This window comes from Aureibacter tunicatorum, from assembly GCF_036492635.1.
GTDB classification, from domain to species: Bacteria; Bacteroidota; Bacteroidia; order Cytophagales; family Cyclobacteriaceae; genus Aureibacter; species Aureibacter tunicatorum.
Genome location: NZ_AP025305.1, coordinates 4,182,350 through 4,206,752 on the forward strand (window position 1 = coordinate 4,182,350; position 24,403 = coordinate 4,206,752).

20 protein-coding genes are annotated in these 24,403 nt (G+C 36.9%); 10 read left to right on the forward strand and 10 right to left on the reverse strand.

The window, feature by feature from the left end; translation table 11 throughout:
* Nucleotides 1-39: 39 nt before the first annotated feature.
* Complete coding sequence (sdaAA, locus tag AABK36_RS17540; RefSeq protein ID WP_309939963.1) at nt 40-951, reverse strand: L-serine ammonia-lyase, iron-sulfur-dependent, subunit alpha; 912 nt, start codon at nt 949-951, stop codon at nt 40-42.
* Between the two features lie 224 nt (nt 952-1,175).
* Here sdaAA and AABK36_RS17545 point away from each other — a divergent pair, with 224 nt between their 5' ends.
* The 4 genes from AABK36_RS17545 to AABK36_RS17560 all read left to right on the forward strand — a co-directional run bounded on the left by AABK36_RS17545 (nt 1,176) and on the right by AABK36_RS17560 (nt 3,518).
* A complete protein-coding gene (locus AABK36_RS17545) occupies nt 1,176-1,823 on the forward strand; it encodes a hypothetical protein (protein WP_309939961.1) in 648 nt (215 codons plus the stop codon).
* Nucleotides 1,807-2,103, forward strand: a complete 297-nt coding sequence (locus AABK36_RS17550; RefSeq protein WP_309939959.1) for a winged helix-turn-helix domain-containing protein — start codon at nt 1,807-1,809, stop codon at nt 2,101-2,103. Before AABK36_RS17545 ends, AABK36_RS17550 begins: the two co-directional genes overlap by 17 nt.
* The gene (locus tag AABK36_RS17555; protein ID WP_309939957.1) at nt 2,104-2,505 is read left to right on the forward strand and encodes a ribosomal maturation YjgA family protein; all 402 of its coding nucleotides are present in this window, start codon (nt 2,104-2,106) and stop codon (nt 2,503-2,505) included.
* A gap of 107 nt (nt 2,506-2,612) precedes the next feature.
* Nucleotides 2,613-3,518 carry an alpha/beta hydrolase gene (locus tag AABK36_RS17560; RefSeq protein WP_309939956.1) on the forward strand — a complete coding sequence of 302 codons (906 nt, stop codon included), beginning with the start codon at nt 2,613-2,615 and terminating at the stop codon, nt 3,516-3,518.
* Here AABK36_RS17560 and AABK36_RS17565 read toward each other — a convergent pair.
* Nucleotides 3,515-6,178, reverse strand: a complete 2,664-nt coding sequence (locus AABK36_RS17565; protein WP_309939955.1) for a hypothetical protein — start codon at nt 6,176-6,178, stop codon at nt 3,515-3,517. The two genes, AABK36_RS17560 and AABK36_RS17565, sit on opposite strands and share 4 nt — an antisense overlap.
* A 113-nt stretch (nt 6,179-6,291) precedes the next feature.
* Nucleotides 6,292-6,684 (reverse strand): inner membrane protein YiaA, encoded by a 393-nt coding sequence (gene yiaA, locus AABK36_RS17570; protein ID WP_309940435.1) that lies wholly within the window; start codon nt 6,682-6,684, stop codon nt 6,292-6,294.
* Nucleotides 6,685-7,117: 433 nt separating this feature from the next.
* On the opposite strand from yiaA, the gene AABK36_RS17575 reads away from it, so the two are divergent.
* From AABK36_RS17575 to AABK36_RS17590, 4 genes are all read left to right on the forward strand, one after another.
* The gene (locus AABK36_RS17575; RefSeq protein WP_309939953.1) at nt 7,118-8,563 is read left to right on the forward strand and encodes a T9SS type A sorting domain-containing protein; all 1,446 of its coding nucleotides are present in this window, start codon (nt 7,118-7,120) and stop codon (nt 8,561-8,563) included.
* Nucleotides 8,564-8,601: 38 nt separating this feature from the next.
* The gene (locus AABK36_RS17580) at nt 8,602-10,086 is read left to right on the forward strand and encodes a zinc-dependent metalloprotease (protein ID WP_309939952.1); all 1,485 of its coding nucleotides are present in this window, start codon (nt 8,602-8,604) and stop codon (nt 10,084-10,086) included.
* Between the two features lie 80 nt (nt 10,087-10,166).
* A complete protein-coding gene (locus AABK36_RS17585) occupies nt 10,167-11,069 on the forward strand; it encodes a transposase (RefSeq protein WP_338390291.1) in 903 nt (300 codons plus the stop codon).
* Between the two features lie 104 nt (nt 11,070-11,173).
* On the forward strand, nt 11,174-11,635 hold the full coding sequence (locus tag AABK36_RS17590) for an N-acetyltransferase (RefSeq protein WP_309936460.1): 462 nt from the start codon (nt 11,174-11,176) through the stop codon (nt 11,633-11,635).
* Between the two features lie 63 nt (nt 11,636-11,698).
* On the opposite strand, the gene trpB is transcribed toward AABK36_RS17590, so the two are convergent.
* Nucleotides 11,699-12,922 (reverse strand): tryptophan synthase subunit beta, encoded by a 1,224-nt coding sequence (gene trpB / locus AABK36_RS17595; RefSeq protein WP_309936461.1) that lies wholly within the window; start codon nt 12,920-12,922, stop codon nt 11,699-11,701.
* Nucleotides 12,923-13,116: 194 nt separating this feature from the next.
* Here trpB and AABK36_RS17600 point away from each other — a divergent pair, with 194 nt between their 5' ends.
* Entirely contained in the window at nt 13,117-14,475 is a 1,359-nt protein-coding gene (locus tag AABK36_RS17600) for a hypothetical protein (RefSeq protein WP_309936462.1), read from the forward strand.
* Here AABK36_RS17600 and AABK36_RS17605 read toward each other — a convergent pair.
* Nucleotides 14,472-15,302: a toxin-antitoxin system YwqK family antitoxin gene (locus AABK36_RS17605; RefSeq protein ID WP_309936464.1), complete on the reverse strand. Its 831-nt coding sequence runs from the start codon at nt 15,300-15,302 to the stop codon at nt 14,472-14,474. The two genes, AABK36_RS17600 and AABK36_RS17605, sit on opposite strands and share 4 nt — an antisense overlap.
* A 243-nt stretch (nt 15,303-15,545) precedes the next feature.
* Nucleotides 15,546-17,432 (reverse strand): molecular chaperone HtpG, encoded by a 1,887-nt coding sequence (gene htpG, locus AABK36_RS17610; protein ID WP_309936465.1) that lies wholly within the window; start codon nt 17,430-17,432, stop codon nt 15,546-15,548.
* A gap of 284 nt (nt 17,433-17,716) precedes the next feature.
* Here htpG and AABK36_RS17615 point away from each other — a divergent pair, with 284 nt between their 5' ends.
* Nucleotides 17,717-19,171: a hypothetical protein gene (locus AABK36_RS17615; RefSeq protein WP_309936466.1), complete on the forward strand. Its 1,455-nt coding sequence runs from the start codon at nt 17,717-17,719 to the stop codon at nt 19,169-19,171.
* 79 nt (nt 19,172-19,250) lie between these two features.
* On the opposite strand, the gene AABK36_RS17620 is transcribed toward AABK36_RS17615, so the two are convergent.
* The 4 genes from AABK36_RS17620 to AABK36_RS17635 form a co-directional block, all read right to left on the reverse strand.
* On the reverse strand, nt 19,251-19,667 hold the full coding sequence (locus tag AABK36_RS17620) for a response regulator (protein WP_309936467.1): 417 nt from the start codon (nt 19,665-19,667) through the stop codon (nt 19,251-19,253).
* 215 nt (nt 19,668-19,882) lie between these two features.
* Nucleotides 19,883-21,424, reverse strand: coding sequence for an L-piperidine-6-carboxylate dehydrogenase (gene amaB / locus AABK36_RS17625; protein WP_309936468.1), 1,542 nt, complete (start codon nt 21,422-21,424; stop codon nt 19,883-19,885).
* Nucleotides 21,425-21,572: 148 nt separating this feature from the next.
* A complete protein-coding gene (locus tag AABK36_RS17630) occupies nt 21,573-23,306 on the reverse strand; it encodes a dipeptidyl-peptidase 3 family protein (protein ID WP_309936469.1) in 1,734 nt (577 codons plus the stop codon).
* Between the two features lie 48 nt (nt 23,307-23,354).
* A complete protein-coding gene (locus AABK36_RS17635; protein WP_309936470.1) occupies nt 23,355-24,293 on the reverse strand; it encodes a CobW family GTP-binding protein in 939 nt (312 codons plus the stop codon).
* Nucleotides 24,294-24,403: the final 110 nt, after the last annotated feature.

Below are 24,403 nucleotides of genomic sequence, written 5' to 3' on the forward strand. Positions count from 1 at the left end.
TTCTTTGGTTAAGCGTAGTTTTTTGTCATATACTGTTAATTATTCGTCTTCATTTTGTTCATCCTCAAGTATCTCAATATCTTGAATTAGAACTCTTTTCGAAATCTTTTTGCCTGTAAGTGTTGCAGCCAAACCGCCAAGAGCCGTTTCTTTGTATCTGCTCTCCATGCTTTCGCTTACTTCCGCCATAGCTTCAATACATTCATCTACAGGGATAACGGAACTTACATTGGAAATTGCAATCTGGGCTGAAGAAAAAGATATCGACGCAGCGCTTGCATTTCTTACAACACAAGGGACTTCCACCAACCCTGCCACAGGATCGCATACCAAGCCCAACATGCATTGGATCGTAATGCCAACAGCATTAAATACTTGATCTATGTTTCCTCCCAAGCAATATACTATTGCTCCGGCTCCCATCGCCGCAGCACTTCCTGTTTCCGCCTGACAGCCTCCAACGGCTCCAGCCAAAGAAGCATTATACTCAATAATCAAAGCAATTCCCGCCGCAACCAATAGTCCTTCGGCGATTTGCTCGTCTGTCAGGCTATGCTGCTCTTGCAAAGTATACATCACACCTGGTAAAATCCCAGAGGCTCCTGCAGTAGGCGCCGCCACCACTCTCCCCATGCATGAGTTTACCTCTTTTGCCGCCAAGGCTCTGGATATAAGCTTTTGGAATTCTGGAGAAAGAACTGTAATAGGATTATTGAAAACCTTTTTAGCCCCGTTGTCTATCATGCCAGAGTTGGATTTCATATCCTCCTCCAATCCTGTCTTGATAGCATCCTTCATTACAGTATAAGCATGAAGCAACCCTGAACGAACTTCATCTTCATTCCTACCCCTTTGAGTCTCTTCATACTCCAACACAGGCTTGGCAAGAGAACAATTATTCTCCTCGCAATAGGTTTTCCAACCTGCAAAATCTTTAAATAAAAAGCTCATACTATTAACCTACACTATTTTCTTTCACCAAATTAATAAAAGGTTTCAAATAAACTAAAAAAAAATTTCAGTTCATATGACGAATATTTCTCAGCGTTGATATTAACGAAGAAAGCTAAATGATATTGGCTTTATTGACATGACGAATTTGAAAGGAATTCCCTTTTTAGTTTCAGAGATGTATTAAGATTCTTAAATTGAGACGAAAAATAAAATACCAGATAATGAACGAAGAAAAATCCGCAGAACAATACTTGGAAGATATAAATGAAATTAAGAGCCTAATGGCTCAATCTTCAAAATTCATATCCCTCAGCGGACTGTCAGGTATATTTGCCGGCATATTTGCTATATTAGGCGCTTTATATGGCAAGAAATATATTATCGAAGCGTATTTCAGTCAAATTGCAGCTGGTGAAATCCCTCAAATCAATGATTACATTTTACACGGACTAGGATTAGCTTTTATAATCATGGCCAGCGCATGCGTATCAGGCATCTTTTTTTCCAAGAGAAAAGCAAGCAAGGAAAATATTAATTTTTGGGATAAGACAACTCAAGAACTCATCATACACTCGCTTATTCCTTTTTTAAGCGGAGGAGTATTTTGCCTAGCTTTGATTTATTACGGTCATTTTGATTTATTGCCACCAATGATGTTGTTAATATATGGCATTTCTGTAGTTTCAGCTTCAAAGTTCACTCACAAAGAGTTGTTTTATTTGGGCATATCAGAAATAGCTCTAGCATTCGCGTCAATATTCTTATTGAAATACGGCACTGAGTTTTGGATCGCAGGATTCGGGCTTTTCCACATCATATACGGTATCATCACTTACTTAAAATACGAAAGAGTTGAAAGAAGTCATTAGCAAACTGCAAAAGGCATTTGAAAATCGGCTTCGCCTTGGGGTAATGTCCATATTAATGGTTCAAGAAGAAGTCGACTTCAAGTTTCTTAAGGAAAAACTAAACGCGACAGACGGCAATTTGGCCAGTCATACAACCGCACTCGAAAAAGCGGGATACATTGCCATCAAAAAGCAATTTATTGGCAAAAAGCCCAACACAACATTCAAAGCCACAGCTGAAGGACGACAAGCTTTTAAAGAACACTTAAAAGCATTGGAAGAACTGATCAAAAATATTTAAATGAAAACCACACAGACTAAGCGCTTTCAATATTTTCTACTTTTCATAAGCACTATTCTTCTTGGTCTTGGCTCCAGAAAATTTGACTACTTGTTGCCTAATTTTATAGCCGCATATGCCGGCGACACTTTATGGGCTTTAATGATCTATTGGGGAACAAGAATGGTATTCACTCATATAAGAATACAGACAGCGCTTTATTTCGCGTTGATATTTTGCTTTACAATAGAAATTAGCCAGCTCTATCAAGCTGAATGGATTCTTCAAGTTCGAGCGACAAAGCTAGGCGCTTTAATATTAGGCCATGGTTTTCTATGGAGCGATCTCATTTGCTATATTGTTGGTTGTGTATTCGGCTATTATGTTGATAAAAATTCACTTTCAAAAACAGTCTCCCGCTAAGTTAACACATTAAACAATTCAGTAGCTCTAATCAACTGTTCAGGCTATTTAATTATTTTAATATACCTGAATGAGACAAATTGCCTTTGTATTTAAATAACAACATCATGACAAAGGCTATAAAAATCACATTCATCACAATCATTTCCATAATTTCAATCAGTCTAATCTCAGGCGCAATCGTTTATTTTACCAACCCCAATATTCAAGCGATAACCGACAGAATCATCGCCGCCATCAAAAATGACGAAAGCAAACTATATTACTTCCCAGTCAAAAACCTCGATGACATGTCTTCAATAACTTATGAAGAAACTGTTTTGCAAATAGATGATAAGATCAATATTTATACTTATAAGTTTCCTTCCAATAGTTTGAATAAAAAAGCTGACATTTTTCTCATTCATGGAGCTGGTGGCAATATTTCCAAATACCTTAATCAGATCAAAGTACTAACAAATGCGGGATATGAGGTTCATACCCTTGACTGGCGCTCATTTGGTAAATCAACTGGCATCCCTGATTATAAAAACGTCCTCTCTGATACAAAAAAGGCTTTTGAACTATATTTAAACAAAAATGATAACGACTCTTCAAAAACTATCCTTTACGGAATGTCTCTTGGAGGACAAGTAGCTATCAAGCTAGCATCAGATTACAAAAGTTATATTGACGGGCTTGTGCTAGACGGATGTGTTGAATCCGCTCAAGCTTGCGCAATAGACATGGCTCCTGCGGGATTTTTAAAAGAAAAAGCTCAAACGAACCCTGATAATTTCAATCAAGATTATGTTGCGATAAGGGATATTGCAATGATTAAAAACACTCCGAAATTGATCATCCATAGCGAGAATGACAAATATGTTCCTTTTCATAGAGCCGAAAAATTATTTGCGTCAGCGCAACATCCAAAATTATTTTGGAAGTCAAACTCAGGCCATATTCAAAGTCTCTTCCAACAACCTGAAGAGAGCATAAATAGGATCAATCAACTTTACGATATGATTGATTAATCTTGAAGCAAACTTTCTCTTATTTTAGCATCCACAGGCTCCCAAATAGTAGAAGCCAAAAGATTGTTAAGCTTAGGAAATACTCCCTTTCCAATTCCTGTGGTTCTAATCATCAACTTTCGATCTGATAACACAACTTGTCTCAATACAGCGCCCGGATGAAGCATATGTCCGGGCATTGTTTTATTCACAACACTAAGAGTGCTTTCGTCAGCCAAGGATTTAACCGTGCCCAGCAAAGAAACATTCAACAATGTCCCTGCATCGGATTCCGCAACTTGGGTTCCCTCAGCTCCAGGCGCCGCATTTTGCCTTAAGCTCTGATAAGCTTTCTTCATCAATTCCAAATGCCCTTCTTCTCCTATATGAACTTGAACCAATACTGTCTCATGCGTATATTCATGACCTCCCGTTAGCAACGCTTTCAAATCGGGCAATATGGATCTTTCTCTTTCCAAACTATTAGTCAATGCTTTGGACGAACCTAAATGAACATCTTGATGAGCTTTAAAATCACACCTTTTAGCCTCCGACCATAACCTTAATTCTTCTAATTCAGAAATATCTGTTCTCTCTCTGCTAGGCAAAGAATCAAACTCCTTACTCGTCTGGAATTCTGTTATTTTTCTAAATAAATCAAAAGCCTCTCTTCTTCTTTCCGATTCATGTTTGGGAATGTGATCAAATTTTTCATTGAACTTGCGTTTAATTTCTTCTTCTCTCGACAAATAGAATTTTTCCTCGCTACTAAAATCGGCGTCTCCTGGATCGTGCTCCGAACTAGAAACCTCCACACTTCCTGATGAAGCAAAGTCCGTTTTTGACCCATCTTTATGCCTCAATGTATATACAAAATATTCATTTTCAAGCCTGCGAGGCATTTTATACCTTGTCATATCCAGTCCTCTCAGAGACTCTCCACTTGTGCAATCCAAAGCATCCTGCTGCAAGTATTTCGACGCTAAATTCACTTGAGCCCTCAATTCATTTTCAAAAATATAACTTGAAGACCTTAAGTTCTTTACTGACCTAATTCCGTTTTGAAGCAATAGCAAGCAATATAACCCTCCTGCAAATTGAACAAAGGGAGGCTGCCAGCTCATGGCCGCATTTCCGACAGAATCCACCTTTCCCACAGGCACCAAAAATTGGGGATAATCCAACTCCTCCGGAAACTCCAAACTCACATCATTATTCCCCTCACAACAAAACAGCTTAAAACCATCTCTTCCCGCAACTTCTTTCCTAATTGACAAAGGCTTAATTGTTGCCTTTTTGCATGTGGAGGCATCATGAATAGAAGCAACATTTTCAGCTTTTTCAAAATATTTGAAATCTGAATCTAGTTCTTCCTTTCTCGCCACATCTTCAAAAGAAACCAATGAAGACTCGTATAAAGCCTCAGAATTTATTCTATCACGCAACCATGTGTTATCATCCATTTCCAACAGACTGGCCAACATACTATACCCACTCGCGCTTCGCAATATCTTCGCAAAATATGAAAAAACTTGATCTTTGAATTTTGTGGAGTCTTCATTCATATCATCCCAGATAATATTTTCTGGCAACCCCAAACTTCTATCAACACTAGCGCCTTGAGCTTCTTCAAGAACAAAGTTTTCAGTATCTCCTTTTGTCAATTTTCCCCACAAGCGATGACAGTGCTCAGTATTTTGAAAATCGTCTGGGAGCCATAATCGATAGTCATGCTTTATCAGCTTGCTTATCAAACGACAGTGCTCCAAATCCATATCGTTCATCAACATCATAATCCCCCTAATGCTCAAAGGAAGTTTACGAGAATCATCCATAGCTTCAGACAAAATTGGTTGTTGATGATGCCAATGATTAATAACCATCTCCAGCTCGTGAAGTAATTTTAGTTGTTGATGAATTAAAACTCTGTGATCTGAGTTCGCCTTCGCCAATCTGTTTTCAGCTCGTGACATTTCAACATGCATGCCTCTTGTTTCATCCTCTATTTTCTCAATGCTTTCTTCAATCTCTTTCTCACAAGCGACTAATTTTAATTCCATCACAACCAAATCCTCAGCGGATAAAGAATGTAATTGCTCTTTGGATAATCTTGTGTAGCAAGAAGATGACTCTAAACCTTTACTCCATTCGCTTGCTAAAGCCGAAGACTTTATAACTTCGTCCCAAACAAAACCATTTTTAACAAGAGAGGAAAAAATATCATCAGGTAGAGTTGCACTTTCAGGCTCGAAAGACTTCTCAATATCCAAAAGCAAGGAATGCAAGTCCTCGAATCCCTCTCCATGCTCTTCTGCAAGTCTTTGATGTATACGAATCCAATGCAACCTCCTTATCAAATCATTCATTTGATTGATCTGTTTCCTCAATAAATCATTCAAATGCTTAAAATGAGATCTGTGCAGTTCAAAATCTTGATCTCGAAGAGACATTTGCTCATACATTCCGTCTGATTGGGATGACAATTCTCTGTATTGAACAAGCATATCATCTATAATCTTAAGAACAGGCTCTTTTCTATATTGCGTAAATCGATATTTCCCGGAAGATGTTAATGTTTCAAATGCTTCTTGGCTCATCAATGCTTGAATCGGTTGCAGATTCGACTGAACCGCTTTGTCTTTTTTCCTGCATTTTTGACTATGTGAAACTGAAGCATACATTTATACTTGAACATAGCTTGACAACAAAGGTTCTTTTTAACCAAAAAACAAAAAAGCTATTCAATAGCTGAATATTGAATAGCTTACAACTTTGTTATTTTCAGATGATCCTTCTACTTCATATCCCTAATATTCTTCTGAACAGCAATTGAAGAAAACAAGCTTAATACGAAAGACATTCCGAAAAAACCTTTCTCACTCAGCAACAACTCCGCATTCCACAGCCCAATAACCAATAATGCCAAAGAAATGCCCGACATTGCATAACTTACGCCCATATAAATATTCGAAACAGGGATACCCTCCATTTTATCCCGAACATTTTTCTGCACTGAAACCACAGAAAACAAGCCAAACAGCAAAATCGTAAAGTAATAACCTTTTTCATTGAGCAACATGTCTGAATTCCACAATCCTATCAGATAAGCTGCAATACCTACCAGCATCGCTCCCCAAGACACTGCCACAAAGGCTTGTGAAGGCTGTTGTTCTCCTGTAGAAATCATCGTATTTTCTTTGATTTTTATTTCATCATCATCCCTCATTATCTCTTCCATAGTCATAGATTATTTTATTTCAAAAAATTAAATCTATAGACGAAAGCTAAACTTTAAAGTTTCAACCACACAAAGAACATGCCTTGTTTAATCGTAAAATAAAACAATTTAAAATCAGAAACACCAAACCTTTGAATCATATATTAATATATATTCAACTTTTTCATCAATAGTAAATTAACATTTTCAATAAAATTAGACCTTCCAATTTTTAATTCTTTTCCACCTCTCAGGACATCACACAAGCCATTTTGACAAAAACAGATCTGTATTCAACAATATAATACAAATAATTTATTGTCAACAAAATACAATTTTACACATTCAATTTCCATACAAACCCTTTTTTATTTATATTATTATTAAACCTTTCAATAAAATCATGAAAAAACTTTATATCACAGCCTTATTTTCCATATTAGGATTCAATGCTTATACCCAAGAAAATTTAAACTGCATTCCTCAACCCTTGAATGAGAATCAACAATTGGATTATAATATAAAAGCCAATGCTTATCATGCAAGCGGCAAAACAATAGATATAAATGAAGTCAGATATTTACCCTTAAAAATACATATCGTCTCCAAAGATGATAAGACAGGAGGCCTTGTAAAAAAAGACATCAATGAGTTCGTAAGTAAGGTCTGTAAATATTATAGATATATAGGCGTTCAGTTCTTTATATCTGAATACAACTTAATTCATAATTCAACTTTTTTTGATCTAAAAAATCCATCCTCAGATGAAAGTCTAATGGCTGAAGGAAATGACAGTCATCAAGCCATTAATATTTATTTCGTCAATTCGATCAAAGATGATGAAAACCAATGCGAAGGAACTTTTGGTTATGCTTACCTTCCGTTTGATAATATAAAATCCACAAGAATAGTTCTAAAGAACTGCGCTGTTGTAGGTGACATGACTGCAATCCATGAGTTTGGACATTTTTTTGGGCTAAAACACACCTATAATGATGAAGTCAACAACTTAGGAGATCGTTTTATTGAAAACAAAGATAATTGTGATATTGTCACTGACGGATTATGTTCAACAGATACCGATCCGGGCGCAAACTTTACAACACCAAACTGGGATAGAAGAACATGCACTTTTACTGAGGAAATACGCGACAGAAATGGAGCTATATACACCCCACCAGTTAGAAATATGATGAGTAATTATACAGGCTGTCAGCAAGAATTTGTTCCTGAACAAATTGAAAAAATGAAGGAAGGTCTGGCAGTGAGGGGTATGCACAATTCTTATGATTTCTCGGCATCAAGCACTAATGTGCTTGAACCATCCGAATTATCAGCAACTAAAAACATTTACAATTCAAATATCATCACATGGAAAGATAATGCCGATAATGAGACAGGCTACATCATCGAAAGAGCTCTGATTGACTCCAATGAATTTATTGCAATAGGAGGTACTACTCCAAACGAGACCACTTTTATTGATAATGATGTAAATTCTGATAGGGTTTATAAATACAGATTACGACCATCAAATTCATCTCAACCTGGACCTGCTTTCTTTTTACAGGATAATACGATACTTAATACCGAGAAAATAAATAGCTCATATGTACTTTCTCCAGTACCTACTGATGAAATTTTAAATATCAATGGAAACAACATTGGAGACAAACTCAATATTACTATCTCTGACATAAATGGCAAAGTTTTAATATCAACTCAAAAATCGATGCTTAATGAAGGTATCAACGTAGATCTAAGCTCATTTACTAACGGTCCGTATTTCATTACAATCGAAAATCTTAAAACTGGCAAAATCGAAGAGCTCAAAGCTCTGAAAAAATAACTTACTACTAAATATTGCTTAAATTTAACCCCCTAAAAATGAACAAACTTTATATCACAGCCTTACTATCAGTCTTAGGCTTCAATTCTATTGCACAATCTAATGAACCATGCTTAACGCAACCCCTATCTTTTCAACAACAACTAGATTACAACCTTAAAGCTCAAGCTTTTCATTCAAAAAGGGCAACGTCAAATGAAGATGATACTACAATAAAATATTTACCCATTCAACTTCATATTGTAACTGCAGATGATCAAACTGGAGCCATCAATTGGGAGGATATTAACAAATTCATTTATGTCATCAATAAACATTTGAAACCCCTTTATTATCAATTTTTCATTACTGATTTTAAATTCATCAACAATTCGGAATATTACGACTTCGAAGACAGAGAGGAAAATGATTTGGCTCAAGGCTCAGACAACAATCAAGCTATAAATGTATACTTTGTCAATTCTATTAACGGCAGCCTGAACTACTCAAGCAATGAAGCTTGCGCCGGCACATCTGGATATTCTTATCACCCATTTGATGATATCCGATCAACTAGAGTTCTTATCAAAAATTGCTTTATTAATGCTAGTGAATTTGCTCCAGTTCATCACTTCGGACACTTTTTTGGCTTAGTTCATACTTTTAATTCCGCAGGCAGTGGTCGAATTTTTGACCCTTTTTCACCTGAAGCGGAAAATGTTGTCCGTGCAGGAGAACAATCAAACTGCGACACGGCAGCTGACGGACTTTGTGACACTCCCGCTGACCCTGGGGCTGATTTTAACTATTTAAATTGGGATACAGAAACATGTGAGTACACAGGTAATGATAGAGACCGATTCGGTCAGCTTTACAACCCTGACACACGTAATATTATGAGCTATTATTCCGGATGTCAAGAACATTTTTCAGAAGGACAATTTGAAAAAATGCGCGAGGCGATTGCTGTAAGGAAACAACATTCTTCATATGATTTTAGCGCTCCAAGCAACGATGTTGCCATGCCATCGGAACTTTCTGCTTCTAATAATTACAATGCTAATACATTATTATGGAAAGATAATGCTGACAACGAAACAGGGTATATAATCGAACGAGCACTAGTAGGTAGTGACGACTTTACGGCTGTCGGCTCCACAAGTCAAAACGGTAATAAATTCATCGACAACGACCTCACTAATGGAGAACAATATCACTACCGTTTGCGACCTTCAAATTCAATTCATTCAAGCAACTCGGTAGTTGCAGAAGTGAACACAATACTAAATATTAAAGAAGCCAGTAATATATATTCGTTATCTCCAGTGCCAACGGAAGGGTTAGTCAATATCATCGGCAATAATACTAATGAAGAAATAAATATAACTGTCGCTGATATTAATGGAAAAATCATCTCAAGTACATCGAAAAATAGCCAAAAAGCTAATATTGACTTAACTAATCACCCTAATGGAATTTATATCGTAACCATTAAGAATCTCTCAACAGGAAAAATCGAAGAGCATAAAGTCTTAAAAAATTAGCCTCTTCTAAATATTAATGATGCGAATCAACAGTAAGATTTAGGTAATAAAAATATAGCTAAGAGTTTTAACTTAGTTTTATGCCAATAAAATTAAGATTAATAACACTCTACAGCTATATCTCCAATCAATATAACACTCATTTGAGATATTTTTGTCAACGATTCAGTAATAATTCCAATGAAGGGAAGTTTAGTGATGTTGAAATCCTGACTTGTTATTTCTTTTCAGTTATTGAAGAAGAAGTATTTAAGATTAAGAAAATACATCGTTTCATTCAAAATTACTGGAAAGATTGGTTTCCTCATTTGCCTAGTTATCAAGCTTTTTCAAAACGTTTAAATCGTTTAGAATCTATTTTGCCTATGCTTGTTAATAGTTTAGTTGAAACGCTTTTATCTGGTCATGATTTAGAACAAACAGACCGTTTAATTGACTCAATGCCAATTATACTTTCTAAAGGAAGAGGTAATGGGAAAGTTGCGTCAAATATTGCTGATAAAACATATTCATCGAGTAAAAAAATACATTATTATGGTGTTAAGCTACATATGGTTTCATTAAGAGTTATTGACAAAATGCCTACTCCAGAGCTTATAGGAATCACTAAAGCATCTAATCATGATTTACCACCAGTAAAAGGTGTATTGGCTGGTTTAAAAAATTGTAAAGTCTTTGCGGATAAAGCATATGCTGACCATGAATTAGAGGATTTATTGTACAAAAATAACAATGTATCATTACTTACACCTGAGAAATTAGTAAAAGGAGAATCTCCATATTACAGAGAGTTTGCCCATGCTTTTAGAAAACAATGGGGAAAAGCAATTTCTAGTGTCAGACAACCTGTTGAAGTATTTTTCAATTGGTTAATTGAAAAAACAGGTATTCAAGATGCCTCTAAAGTAAGATCAGAGAAGGGACTAATGGTCCATATTTATGGCAAACTAGCTTCTGCTCTTTTGATATTAGCCAATTTTTAACTATTGATCCGCATTAATGAATTAACAAGCCATCCAAAATGATGGCTTGTTAATTATATGAACCATTCTATTTTTTCGTTGTAAGTTTGTCAAACAACATAATCATGAGCCTAATTACTTTATTGCCTTATAACTCGAGCCACAAACCAAGATTGCTTGAAATTCTTGCCTCAAATACTCCAAAGTATTTCAATGAAGACGAAAATATTTACTTTAAAGACTTTTTAGACCAATATGCTGACAAAAATTATTTTGTAATCGTGTTGGGCAATAAAATAATTGGATGTGGTGGATACTACACCAAAGATAAGATTCATGGCATGCCTTGGGTGATGTTTGAAAACAACTCGCTTGGCTCCAACAGACTGCTAAAAGTTGCTGACGAATTTTACAAGACCATAGAAACACGAATTCTCTCTGAAGGCAAACTCTTTGACATCGTAATCAATACAACTCAATTGATGGAGCAATTATTCAATCGCTACGGATTCGTGACTTATGAAATAATAAAAGATGGCTTTGGCAATGGGCTGGATGAGTATAAGATGAAAAAAGTGTTGAAATAAAAAATCCTGAAACTTCAAATTCAGAAATTTCAGGATTACACTTTTTATGTCAGAAATAAATTATCACAAGCCTAATTTGCTTACTACAAAATCAAGATCTTTATCACCTCTACCGGATAAATTCACCAAGATTTTCTTTCCTTTACCCACTCTTTCAGCTTCTTTCATTGCAAATGCCACAGCATGAGAGCTTTCCAAAGCAGGAACTATTCCTTCGACTCTAGACAAAGTCATGAAAGCCTCCAAGCACTCATCATCAGTGATAGATTCATAACGAACTCTGTCTATATCTTTCAAATAACAGTGTTGAGGTCCTACACCTGGGTAATCCAAGCCGGATGCGATAGAATACACCGGCAATGGCTCTCCCGCTTCGTCTTGCAGATTATAACATTTGAAACCATGAATAGCACCTTTTTCTCCAAGTGTCAATGTAGCGGCATGGTCTGGTGTGTCAAGGCCTTTTCCTGCCGGCTCTACGCCAACAACTTCTACTGACTCATCCTTTAGGAATGCTGTAAAAAGACCTATCGCATTAGACCCACCGCCAACGCAAGCCGTGACAATATCTGGAAGTCCACCATTCATTTCCACAAATTGTTCTCTGGCTTCCTTGCCTATAATGCTTTGAAAATCCCTCACCATCATAGGAAAAGGATGCGGACCTACCACTGAGCCAATCGCATAGAAGAAATCTTTCGGATTTTTCAGATACTCTTCAAAAGCACTGTCCACAGCATCTTTAAGCGTTCTAGTACCTCGAGAAACTGGAATCAACTTGCATCCTAGCACCTTCATTTTAGTCACATTTGGCAACTCTTTGGCGATATCAATTTCTCCCATGTGAATCTCGCATTCAATGCCCACTAGAGCACAAGCTGTCGCCAAGGCTACGCCGTGTTGGCCAGCTCCTGTTTCGGCCAATACTTTTGTTTTGCCCATATGCTTGGCCAATAATGCCTCTCCTAAACAATGATTTATCTTATGAGCACCAGTATGATTCAAATCTTCCCTTTTAAGATAAATATCCGCTCCGCCTATTTTATCCGATAGCCTCTTAGCATGAAACACTGGACTTGGTCTCCCTACATAATGCTTGAACAAATAAGCCAATTCGTTTTTAAAATCATCCGTATTCTTGATCTCCTCATAAGCATCAGTGATCTCATCCATAATTTGCTTAAGCTCTGGCGGAATAATTTGTCCGCCATATTCTCCAAAATAACCTTCCGCATCCGGCATCGGACCAAAAGTAGTTGGATATGTAGGTTTTGAATTCTGTCCCATAACAATTATTTAATGTCAAAAAATTTTCTATCAATACTTCAAAGAAAAACAATGGTTACTTAGATAATCCATCAGCATTTTCTCCTACTCTTAATTTATTAAAAAAGCACAAGAACACATATTTTCTATGAACTTTCTTCCCGACAAAACAAATCATCGTCTGCTATATTATATTTAAAAGATCATTGCAATACATGCCTCTTTGCCAAGCCACATCATCAAGAAACTCATCTCCCCAAAATAAAAAAAGCAGAGGAGGCATAAAAAAAGAAATCGTGCAAAGAAAGGTTGGCTTTGAGTTTGAAATCTCGGAATGGAACACTGCCATAGCTATTGAAAATGATGAAGCTACAAAAACGACAGATGCTTCTGCAACTCCACCCCAAGTTAAACACAAACCCTGTGAAAAGGGAAACGTGATTGCCAAATTTGATAATTTTGAATTGCAAAGCGATGAAATTGGAGGAGGAAGCGATGTTGAATTCGTCACAGACGCATTTGAGGAGAATCCTAATGGTTACGCATTAATGCTCAGTACCGCTCAACAAATCGTAGATATCATCGCATCGCTTGACCAACAAAGAAACGATGCTTCCGCTACACTTCAGTTACCTTGCGATCAATTCTCATTCCCTTGCGAGCTCAAAGAGCCTAATGCAGTCGTCACTATTAGAAGTCCTTTCAAAGTTTACCCACAAGCCTCTGCAGGTATCGATCTCAAGAAGTTCCCACAACTCCTTCAAGACTTTAGCGAAAATCAAGAAGACAGTGAAAAAGAAAAATCCCGTAAAGAATTAGGAAGAGTAGAGTTGGTCGACTCAAAATTACATTTTGATAGCTTTAACAATCCATATCACTCTGTAAAGCTATCAGGCATGCAATTTACAGTTCCGATTATACTTGACGGTCTTCGATACTTTAAAGAAATGCATCCAGAATACGCTCCATGGGAACCCAGCCAACAAATGATCGGCTTTCTTGCATTGATACACAGATATGTGAGAGAAGCGGAAATGGGAGCAAGCACCTTCCCAAAAATCGTTTTTGTCATGTTAAGCCGAACTGATTTTGCCTCTATGTATAGGACCTTGCCTAAAAGCGAACAACATATGTTCAGGCAAAATCATGGAAAAGAATGGGTAGAAATGGTGAACTGCGCATTTTGCAATGTCGATTTCGAAAAGTTTGACCAACCGCTCTTCAAAGGAATTTATCAAAAGTTCCCAAATCATCCCAAGAAACATGCCTTGGATGTGTTAACAATCAGAAAATGGTTGGAGGGATTTCCTAACGGAATCGATTATCTTACCTCAAAAAATTTTCCCGACCAAAAAGTATCCGATGAAATTGAATCTTTAGGAGCATATGGAAGCAAAATGGATTTGGTTGGGCCTAAAAGATGTAAAGCGCCAATATTAGAATTTCGCAAAATGAAAAATTTGGCAGACTTCCATGATCTGCCAGAGTGGTGCGATGCTGTCTTCAAATATGTTTATGCAGTGAATCACAGTATGGATAAAAAATTTAAAGAAGACTTTGACTTGCCAAGCTAACGCCTCCTTTTTCTCTTAGGCAACTCCTTGTCTGACTTGTACAATACTTTGCCTCTCATACTCCACTCCTTAGCTATAAAGCCTTTGTCTCCTTCATCATAATCATACCATTTGATCGGATATTGAATCAAACGCTTCACTTTGCCTGTTTTGCCATAGTATTCATACCACTTGCCAACTTTCTTGCCCTGTTGATACTCTCCTTTGACTGCAACCTTTCCTGATTCAAAAAACATATAGAAGTTCCCTTCCACCTCTCCATATTCGACAGGAAGCACCGCCTTGATTTTTTTCTGACCTTCCTCATCCACATAATAAGAAACCTTCGACTCCTTAGGCCATCCTTTATAATATTTCTGTTTGTCCAACAATATTCCCTTGCCATCAAATCGGGTCCATCTTCCATGTTTCATTCCAAAGTAAAAAATCCCTTCTTCCAATACTTCATCACCTTTCATTCTCTTATAAGGTCCATGCAACAAAGCACCTTTGGAACTATCGAAGTTTCTGCTTTTTCGAACCTTTCTCTCTTGATAGTCATACCAATAAATATCCCTCACAAAAGCATCCAAAGTATCATAAGGCTCTTTCAACATACTAAGAAATTCTATTTCTACCTTGTCTCCATATCCCTTTTGAGTATAACCCTTACGCGTTTTCTTTCCATAGTAAAAATTCTTCTTGACTTTCTTTTTCTTTTTCTTCCCATCCTCTTCCTCAGGCTCTTCAACTTCCTGAATATCCAAAGTCACCGGACTGTAATTCTCAAGAGAAAGTCCGTCAAATTTATTGCTATCTGTTTGTCCCTGAGCGATATTCAAACTCAAAAAACACACTATTATCAAAAGGCATATTTTCAATCCTTTGTACTTCATCACTTAATTTCACTTGGTTAATGTCCAGCCATCCCCGCAAACGATTTTTTCTCTAATCATCTGATTGAAGGAATAAAACCAACAATTTATCATCAAAAAGTAATAAAATATTTTTTATCCGATATTACAAGTCTATTAGCATAAAAAAAGCCGACTCATTCAAGCCGGCTTCCTTTATAAAATTATCTTAATCTATTATTTAGCCAAGAAATCAACACTTCTGTTGATAAAGCTTGTTAGCTTTTCTCCTGTCAATAGGTTTTGAGCCAACAAGGCCAAATCCACCACTTGCTTCGCTATCGCTACTTGCTCTTCTTCTCCTTCTGCTTTCAACAATTTGGATATCAAGGCATGGTTCGCATTTACTGTCGCATTGTATTGGTCAGGCATCGCTCCGAACATATTCATTCCGCCTCCGCCAGTCTTAGCCATATCTCTCATTCTTCTCATGAACTCAGGCATAGTAACCGTTAGCGGCTGTTCGTTAGTAGAAAGCGAGGCTACTGTCACCGTATAAGACGGATTGTCAAAAGCTTTTTCAAAGACTTCTTTAACTTTCGTCTCTTCATCTTCGCTTAGAACGCTTTTGATCTCTTCTTCTTTCTCGATCAATTTATCAGTAGTATCAGCGTCCACGCGTTTGAATTGAACTTTTTCCAATTTCTGCTCAAGCGCATTGATAAAATGACTATCCAAGACCGCGTCGAATTTCACCACATCATAGTTTCTTTCCTTGCAAGCCTGAATAAAGCCATGTTGTTGTTCTGGGTCATTCGCATAAAGAACCACTACATTGTCATTCTTGTCTTTTTGCAATGACTGAATCTTATCCTTGTATTCGTCAATAGTGAAGTACTCTCCATCTACATTCTCAAGCAATGAGTATTTGATTGCCTTGTCATAGAATTTTTCCTCAGTGATCATTCCATATTTCACGAACAATCCAATGCTATCCCACTTTTCTTCGAAAGCTTTACGGTCGCTCTTGAACAAGTCACTTAGCTTGTCGGCTACTTTCTTAGTGATGTAGTTATTGATCTTCTTCACATTGTTATCGGCTTGCAAGAAGCTTCTGGAAACGTTAAGCGGAATATCCGGCGAGTCAATAACTCCGTGCAACAACTGCAAGAATTCAGGAACAATGCCTTTTACTTCATCAGTGATAAATACTTGCTTAGAATAAAGCTGAATATGATTCTTCTGTACTTCAAAGTCATTTTTCACTTTAGGGAAATATAGAATCCCTGTCAAATTAAACGGATAATCTACATTCAAGTGAATCCAAAACAATGGCTCCTCGAAATTCATCGGATACAATTCTCTATAGAATGACAAATAATCCTCGTCTGTCAAGTCAGAAGGCGACTTCGTCCAGATTGGATTAGGATTATTTATGATGTTATCTTTCTGTACCTTGATTTCTTTTTCTTCGTCAGCTGGATCCTTCTCTGTTTCCTCTTTTGTTCCAAACTTAATTTCTACCGGCAAGAATTTGCAGTATTTATTTAGAATTTCAGAGATTTTATGATCTTCCAAAAACTCTTCAGAATCATCAGCCACATGAAGAATCACATCCGTGCCAACTACTGACTTCTCAGCAGCTTCGATGCTATAACTAGTGCTTCCGTCGCAAGTCCACTTAACAGCTTCCGCACCTTCTTGATAAGACTTCGTTATGATTTCCACCTCTTTGGCTACCATAAACGCTGAATAGAAACCAAGACCGAACATACCAATCATCTGCTTAGTATCTCCTTTGTCTTTGTATTTCTCAACGAATTCAGTAGCTCCCGAAAAGGCAATTTGGTTGATATACTTTTTCACTTCATCGCCAGTCATTCCCAATCCTTGGTCGCTGATCGTTATCGTCTTTGCTTCTTTGTCTACTTTAACCTCAACTCTTGCGCCTGAAACATCGCCTTGATACGAGCCCATGCTCGCCAGCTGAGCTAATTTTTGAGTTGCGTCCACTGCGTTTGAAACCAACTCTCTCAAGAAAATCTCATGATCCGAGTATAAAAACTTCTTGATGATTGGAAAAATATTTTCCGTATGTATTGAAATCGATCCTTGCTCTTGCATGACTATATATTTTATATTTTGAATCAAAATTGAACATGAGTTGGCTTTTCAAAATCTATTCCAAGGCTAAAATGACTGCTAATTTGTCAGTTTAAAGACATTTTGGCATAAATTAAGCTCAGAAAATACTAATTCAAGACAAACAAGTTGAAAAACACCGAAAAACTTACATGCTTTTCGAATATGCAATCTGTTATATTTTTTCACAAAACTTTATTATTAATTAAATTTTATTTATCTTATTATACAATTCCATTTCAGACTCAAAAATTACAGCTTACTACATGACAAAACTAAAGAATATCATTAAGCAACTTGCAAAAAACGACTTTGATTCCATCTGCAAATCGCTCATTGAAAGCGGAGCGGACAAATCGGCTTATCTGCTTGTTTCCATGCGCGATAAGTCCCTTCCAGACTCGAAAATCATGCAAGAACTTGGTGTCAATAGTAACGCTTATTACACGCTGAGATCGCGACTTAAACAAAAGATCGAGGAGTATCTTCTTCAACAAATGGAGAACCCTCGTACCGACATCCTTAAGAAAGTCGCCAATATCATCGAAATTATATTCACGAAGAAAAAAGGGATCGCTGTAGCCACATTGAAGAAATTGGAAAAGGAATTAATCGATTATGACCTTTCCAACGAGCTCACAATTGTATATAAATCACTCAAAAAATTACATGTGAACTCTCCCGATTACTTCCACTATTCACAGCTGTACAACAAGCATATAGCTTATATGCTGGCTGTTGACAAAGCCGAGGATATGCTGGCGGAGTATTTCAAAAAGTACGGATACTACTGCATGAATGGAACGGAGATAGAAAAGCTGGAACTAGAGCTCCTTGTAAAGGAAATGAAAAATTTAAGCGCACTTTATGATTCCCATAGATTGTTCGTGTACTTAAGCTGCATTACCATATTCCATCGCTTGTTTGTCACTAATGAGGAAGACGATGACATGGAGCCTATTGAGGATTTGCAAGAAAAAATCGACACTACAATAAACGAATACAAACTGGATTCTATTTACTTTCATATCCAAATTGTAAATGAATTTCTAAAACATGAATACTACAGTCACTACAAGGTGTTCAGAAAAGCGGAATCCTTTTATGACGAAATCAATGAATCAAGCTCTAAGCTATTATCAAATTACAGCTTATTCACTTATCCAGCTCAATTCTTGAACTCAAAACTTGAAAGAGCCATAAGACAAAAAACTGTATCGGAGCTTTATGAGGAAAATATAAATCTGTATCAAATGTATGAGCCGGACAAGGAAGACATACCAAAATATGTCACATACATGAATTACAGATCGATTTGTTGCTATTACGCTGAAGAATACGATGAAGCAGCCAGATGGATCAACAGCATGCTCAATGACATAAGCCTTAAGAAATTTCCAAATGCGCTTTTAGAAGCCAAAGGCATACTTGCACTTCAATATTGCATGAAAGGAGAACATGATCTTTTCCACCAATTAGTCAATAGCATTCAAAGGCAAATCAGGCTAATAGGAAAGGAAAAATGCATGCAAGCTAGCGCGTTCACTAAAATTCTGAAAATTGCCATCAGCGACAACAGAAGAGACAAGGAAGTCAAGATAAGAAAGGCATTGGAAAAATATCCTGAAAACGGAGCTTCACCATACAACCCCATCAAGTACATTGTTTTTGATGAGGAGTTCTTCGATAGGATCATGAAAGTAGAAGCCGCAATTTCCTGATCTATGCAATCCTTTAAAATGATATAAACACTAAAGGCTCCAATATGGAGCCTTTCTTTTTATTTTATTTCGATAGTAGTTATATCTTCAAATTTTCAAGATTTTGGTGAGACAAAGGCTTATTAATATAATCCTTGACAGAACTGTAGTCTTTCGATTTATTAACATCCTGAGGATTAATCGAAGAAGTCAACATGACTATTTTGCAACGTTCTTTGGTCTTAGCGGTGAGTTTTTCAAACTCTTCCAAAAATTGAAACCCATCCATCAAAGGCATATCAATATCCAAAAAAATGACTTCAGGCAAAATCTGGCTCGCAAATTCCTCTACTTTTTCTATATTTTTTAAAAATTCAACAGCGCTTTTTGCCCCTGTATGGGTGTATATATGCTCTGTTATATTAGATGATTCAATCATCTTTTGGTTAATCAAATTGTCGATTTCGTTATCATCGACTAACATGACTGAATGAAATTTAGGAGAGTTACTGCTCATATGTAATTGTTCTCTGCAATGTATATTAATCCACAGCTTAATTTAGCATAAAAATATATTTATTTGAACAATTTTCAAAACAATATTAATTTTTATTAGCTTTCAAATAAACATAAGATTCAAAAAAATCAAAAAATAAGAATAAAGTTTACAATAAATTAAAATCCGGAACGATGAATCACTCAAATTCACCTATTCCGGACTACTCATATGTCTTAAAAATCAAATTTGATGCCTTGTGCTAGCGGCAATGTTTTCCCAAAATTGATTGTGTTAGTTTGCCTTCTCATATAAATTTTCCATGCGTCAGAACCAGACTCTCTCCCTCCGCCTGTTTCTTTCTCGCCTCCGAAAGCTCCTCCGATTTCGGCTCCTGAAGTTCCAATATTAACATTGGCAATACCGCAATCCGAACCAGCATGGGACAAAAACAACTCAGACTCCATCAAATTGTTGGTCACGATCGTCGAGCTCAACCCTTGCGGCACATCATTTTGCATATCAACAGCTTCTTCAATATCACTATAGGTCATCACATACAATATCGGCGCGAACGTTTCAGACTGAACAATCTCATAAGAATTCTTCACTTCATATACCGCTGGCTTAACATAACAACCTGACTCAAAGCCTTCTCCTTCCAACACGCCCCCTTCAACAATAACTTTTGCTCCTTCTTGCTTAGCTTGCTCTATTGCCTTATTATACGCATCAACTGCCTGCAAATCAATTAATGGACCTACATGATTATCTGCATCCAAAGGAGTTCCTATTTTCAATTGCGCATAAGCCTGCGAAATTTTTTCTTTTACAGTTTCAGCTATGCTTTCGTGCACGATCAACCTTCTTGTCGATGTGCATCTTTGTCCAGCAGTGCCTACAGCTCCAAACACAGCACTTAATAGCGCTATATCCAAATTAGCATCTTGACTAACAATCATTGCATTATTTCCACCCAGCTCCAACAAGCTCTTTCCTAGCCTTGCTCCAACAGCCGCTCCTACTTTCTTCCCCATCCTAGTGGATCCTGTAGCCGACACCAATGGAATTCTCTTATCATTGGAAATCAATTCTCCAATTTTATAATCCCCCTGAATCAAACAGCTTAGACCTTCAGGCAGATTATTTTCGGCAAACACCTCTTGGACTAGTTTTTGGCAAGCCACTGCGGAAAGCGGAGTTTTCTCTGATGGCTTCCATACACATACATCTCCGCATACCCAGGCTAAGAAAGAATTCCACGACCAAACAGCTACAGGGAAATTAAACGCTGAAATAATTCCAACTATTCCTAATGGATGATATTGCTCATACATTCTATGGCTTTCTCTTTCCGAATGCATTGTCAATCCGTACAATTGCCTAGACAAACCAACTGCGAAATCAGCGATATCTATCATCTCTTGAACTTCTCCAAGACCTTCTTGTAAAGATTTTCCCATTTCATAGGAAACTAACTTTCCTAGCGCGTCTTTGTGCTCTCTTAACTTCAAGCCTATTTGCCTGATGATTTCTCCTCTTTTTGGAGCCGGAACCAATCTCCATTTTTTGAATGCGCTTTCAGCTTCAGCGATTACTGCTTCATAATCCTCTTCGCTAGCTTGAAAAACATGTCCGATCTCCATTCCATCAACTGGAGAATATGAAACTATTTTATCTTTTTTTTCACCAAACCACTTTTTTCCTGTCGATGCTGGGAGAAACTCTCCTTCAATAGATAGACTTTTCAGTATAGCCTTGACATCAAAATCCTGCATAGAAACCAAATTATATTCTGAAAATTAAATAAAATCAAACATTATTTTAAGATAAAATAAAAATGCGGTCAAAAGTTACTATAACCGCATTTTTAATTCTGATATCTACACGTAATTTATAAAAATATTTTGCTAATGCAAAAAAACACTACATTAAGCCTAATACATCTTTTCCTTGCTTAAAAATTATATCTTTTGGCACTCCAAATGAATTTATCTTATTCAAATCCTTGTCAAGTTCATCTCCCATAACAGCATATTTTTCCACAAATGCTTTGACCTCCTCCAGGTCTCCATTGCCTTGCAACATGAGTAGTTTTTCACTCAATAATGTCATGGCTTTTTCAAAAGCTACATAGTCAACCGTATATTTTCCTGTTGCTGGATTCTTTTGAAAAGCATTGTGCTCATTGAAAAAATTGAAGCGAATCAAATTCGCCTTTCCATGACTGCTAGCAGAGCCAAATCTGATCGATCTAAATATCCCTGCCAAAAAAGTGGTGTAATTCTCTTTCAAATCCTGCTGAATCTCCCCCTTTTTCTTCAATTGCTCAATCATATACAATCCCAAAATATCAGCCTTGCCTTCTTCAATGATCGTGGAATAACTCTTCAACGCATCTCTAACTGTTCCTTTTCCTGTAATGGTATTCTTAATTCCCAAACCATGAGCCACTTCATGAAACATCGTATTTGCGAAAAAAGCGTCAAAATTCACATATTGCTGTTGTTCATCCGCAATCACAGCATTTGATATAGGCACCATGATTTTATCAAACTTATACTTCATCACATTTTTCAGTTGCAGTCTCCTTGTGCCTTTTTGTAATTGAACAGCTTCGTCATTCGGCAAATTAATCGCTATGGTCTTGCTTCCAGCATTGCAGTCTCCCGCGTAAAACACCGCATCGTAGGCTCCCAAATCAGATGAAGTGCCCGGCACTTCTTTTTTGTACTTCTCTTCCACAGGCAAGTTTTTCTGCAATTCAGGCAAAAACTTGGCAAAACGATCAAGCTTCTCACTCCACTTTTTATCCTTTATCAATACAAAAGCCTCATGAGCGGCTTTGTAACCATATAGCTTGTCTTCATAATTTTCGATCGGACCAATAACAATGTCCAAATCATTGCCTTTCATATCCATCCAAGCTAAATCACTCGGCTGATAGTTATCAACAAGCAATGCTTCAGCTCGCATGTTAAGGTATTTTTTGAAACCTTCATTTTCCACAAGATTTGCCGCTTCCTTCAGCTTTTCAGACACAACCTTTAATTGCCTTTCAAATTGTTGATGATACGGAATAGCCTCCAACTGCCCGCTATTATTCCATCGGATAAGTGTGTAAGGGCTTTTCTTCAATGGATTATCCCATTGGTCAAACTGCTCTTTTGTCATATTGACAGGATAGAAATTAGCTCCCAAGGGCTTAGGTCCAAAAGCGGGCACGAACGAGATATTATCATCCAAACGATCCCAAGGGCCATAGTTTATCTCGATTAGCTTTCGAACATCCGGATATTTCTCTCTATCCACTTCCAACACATTCTTTTTGGTTCCAGGATTCATATACCAAAACAGAGAGTCAAGCAAAGCTCCTTTATTGCCATATGATTCATACCAGAATAAATCGTTCATCATATTTCCAGCGTCAATAAGAATTCCCAATGCCTTCTTTTGATTTTCAGACAAATGAGACAAATCCGCGGTCAAAGGAACCTCCTCATAAGCATTCAATCTATTTTGAATGGAATTAACATACAATTCCGCATCTCCTCCATGCTTCACTTCATTTGTATCTTTGTTGGATTTATTCTGCTGACAAGAGTTCAGGGTGATCATTGAGGCGCATGCCATCATGGCTATTAAAAATTTTCCTCTCATTTTTTATTTGCTTATAGTTATCGTTTTAAAAATCAATGTCCATTTATTCTAATTCAAACAATTTTCCAAACCTTCATAAATAATATTTCTGTCCAAATCTTTGCCAATAAACACAAACTTCGAAGATTTCTTTTCATTGCCCCATTCGTCTCCCTTGTCAATGATGTAATCATTAGCGACAGATTGCAATACTAGTTTGTTTGAAGTCTCCGAAAGGTATATTATGCCTTTCGCTCTGAAGATTCTATTATCCATTTGCAAATTAAAGCTCAGCCACATTTGAAGTTTCTGAGGATCAAAAGGCTTGTCAAATTCAAAACTATAGGATTTCACAGGGTGCTTTTTACTTGAAGAGCCAGTAACAACAGAGTTAAGCGATTTTTCTATACCGCTGCTTTTTATATCCAATAAAGGCAAATCGGTTTCCGCATTTTTCGTTTTTACAACCTTCGTGAAAGGGTTGGTTGACAAAATCCTCTCCTCGCAATTCTTAAGCTCTTCGGAATCGGATGCATCAATTTTATTCAACAATACAACATCGGCATAAGCTACCTGCCTCGCAAGAACATCGTCTTTTTCGAGAGCTTGAAAGAAATTCACCCCATCGACCAAGCAAATCACCCCATCTAATCTAAATACGCTTTGAAAATGCAAATCTTGAAGAATCAATGATGCAATCTTTGAAGGGTCAGCGACTCCTGTCGCTTCTATCAACACGTGGTCAAAGTCATGCTTGCTAACCAATAGTTTATTCAAAACGTTCCCCAATTCTGTATTTAAAGAACAACAGACACAGCCATTTGACAATTCATATATTCCCTCAGAGGAACGATTCACCAACTTATCGTCTATGCTTATATCTCCAAACTCATTTTCAACAACAGCGAAATTCTTGTCTTGATGCTTTTCAATCAGATTATTCAACAAGGTTGTCTTTCCCGCCCCCAAATAGCCGGTCAATATCGTAACAGGGATCACTTTATTCATTCCAGTTTTTATTTTTCTTCGAATAGTATCGTTAAGCTAAAGCTTAATTCCAACCACAAATCTTCAATTCAAAAGGCATTTATGCAAATACTAATGAAATTCAATAGAGT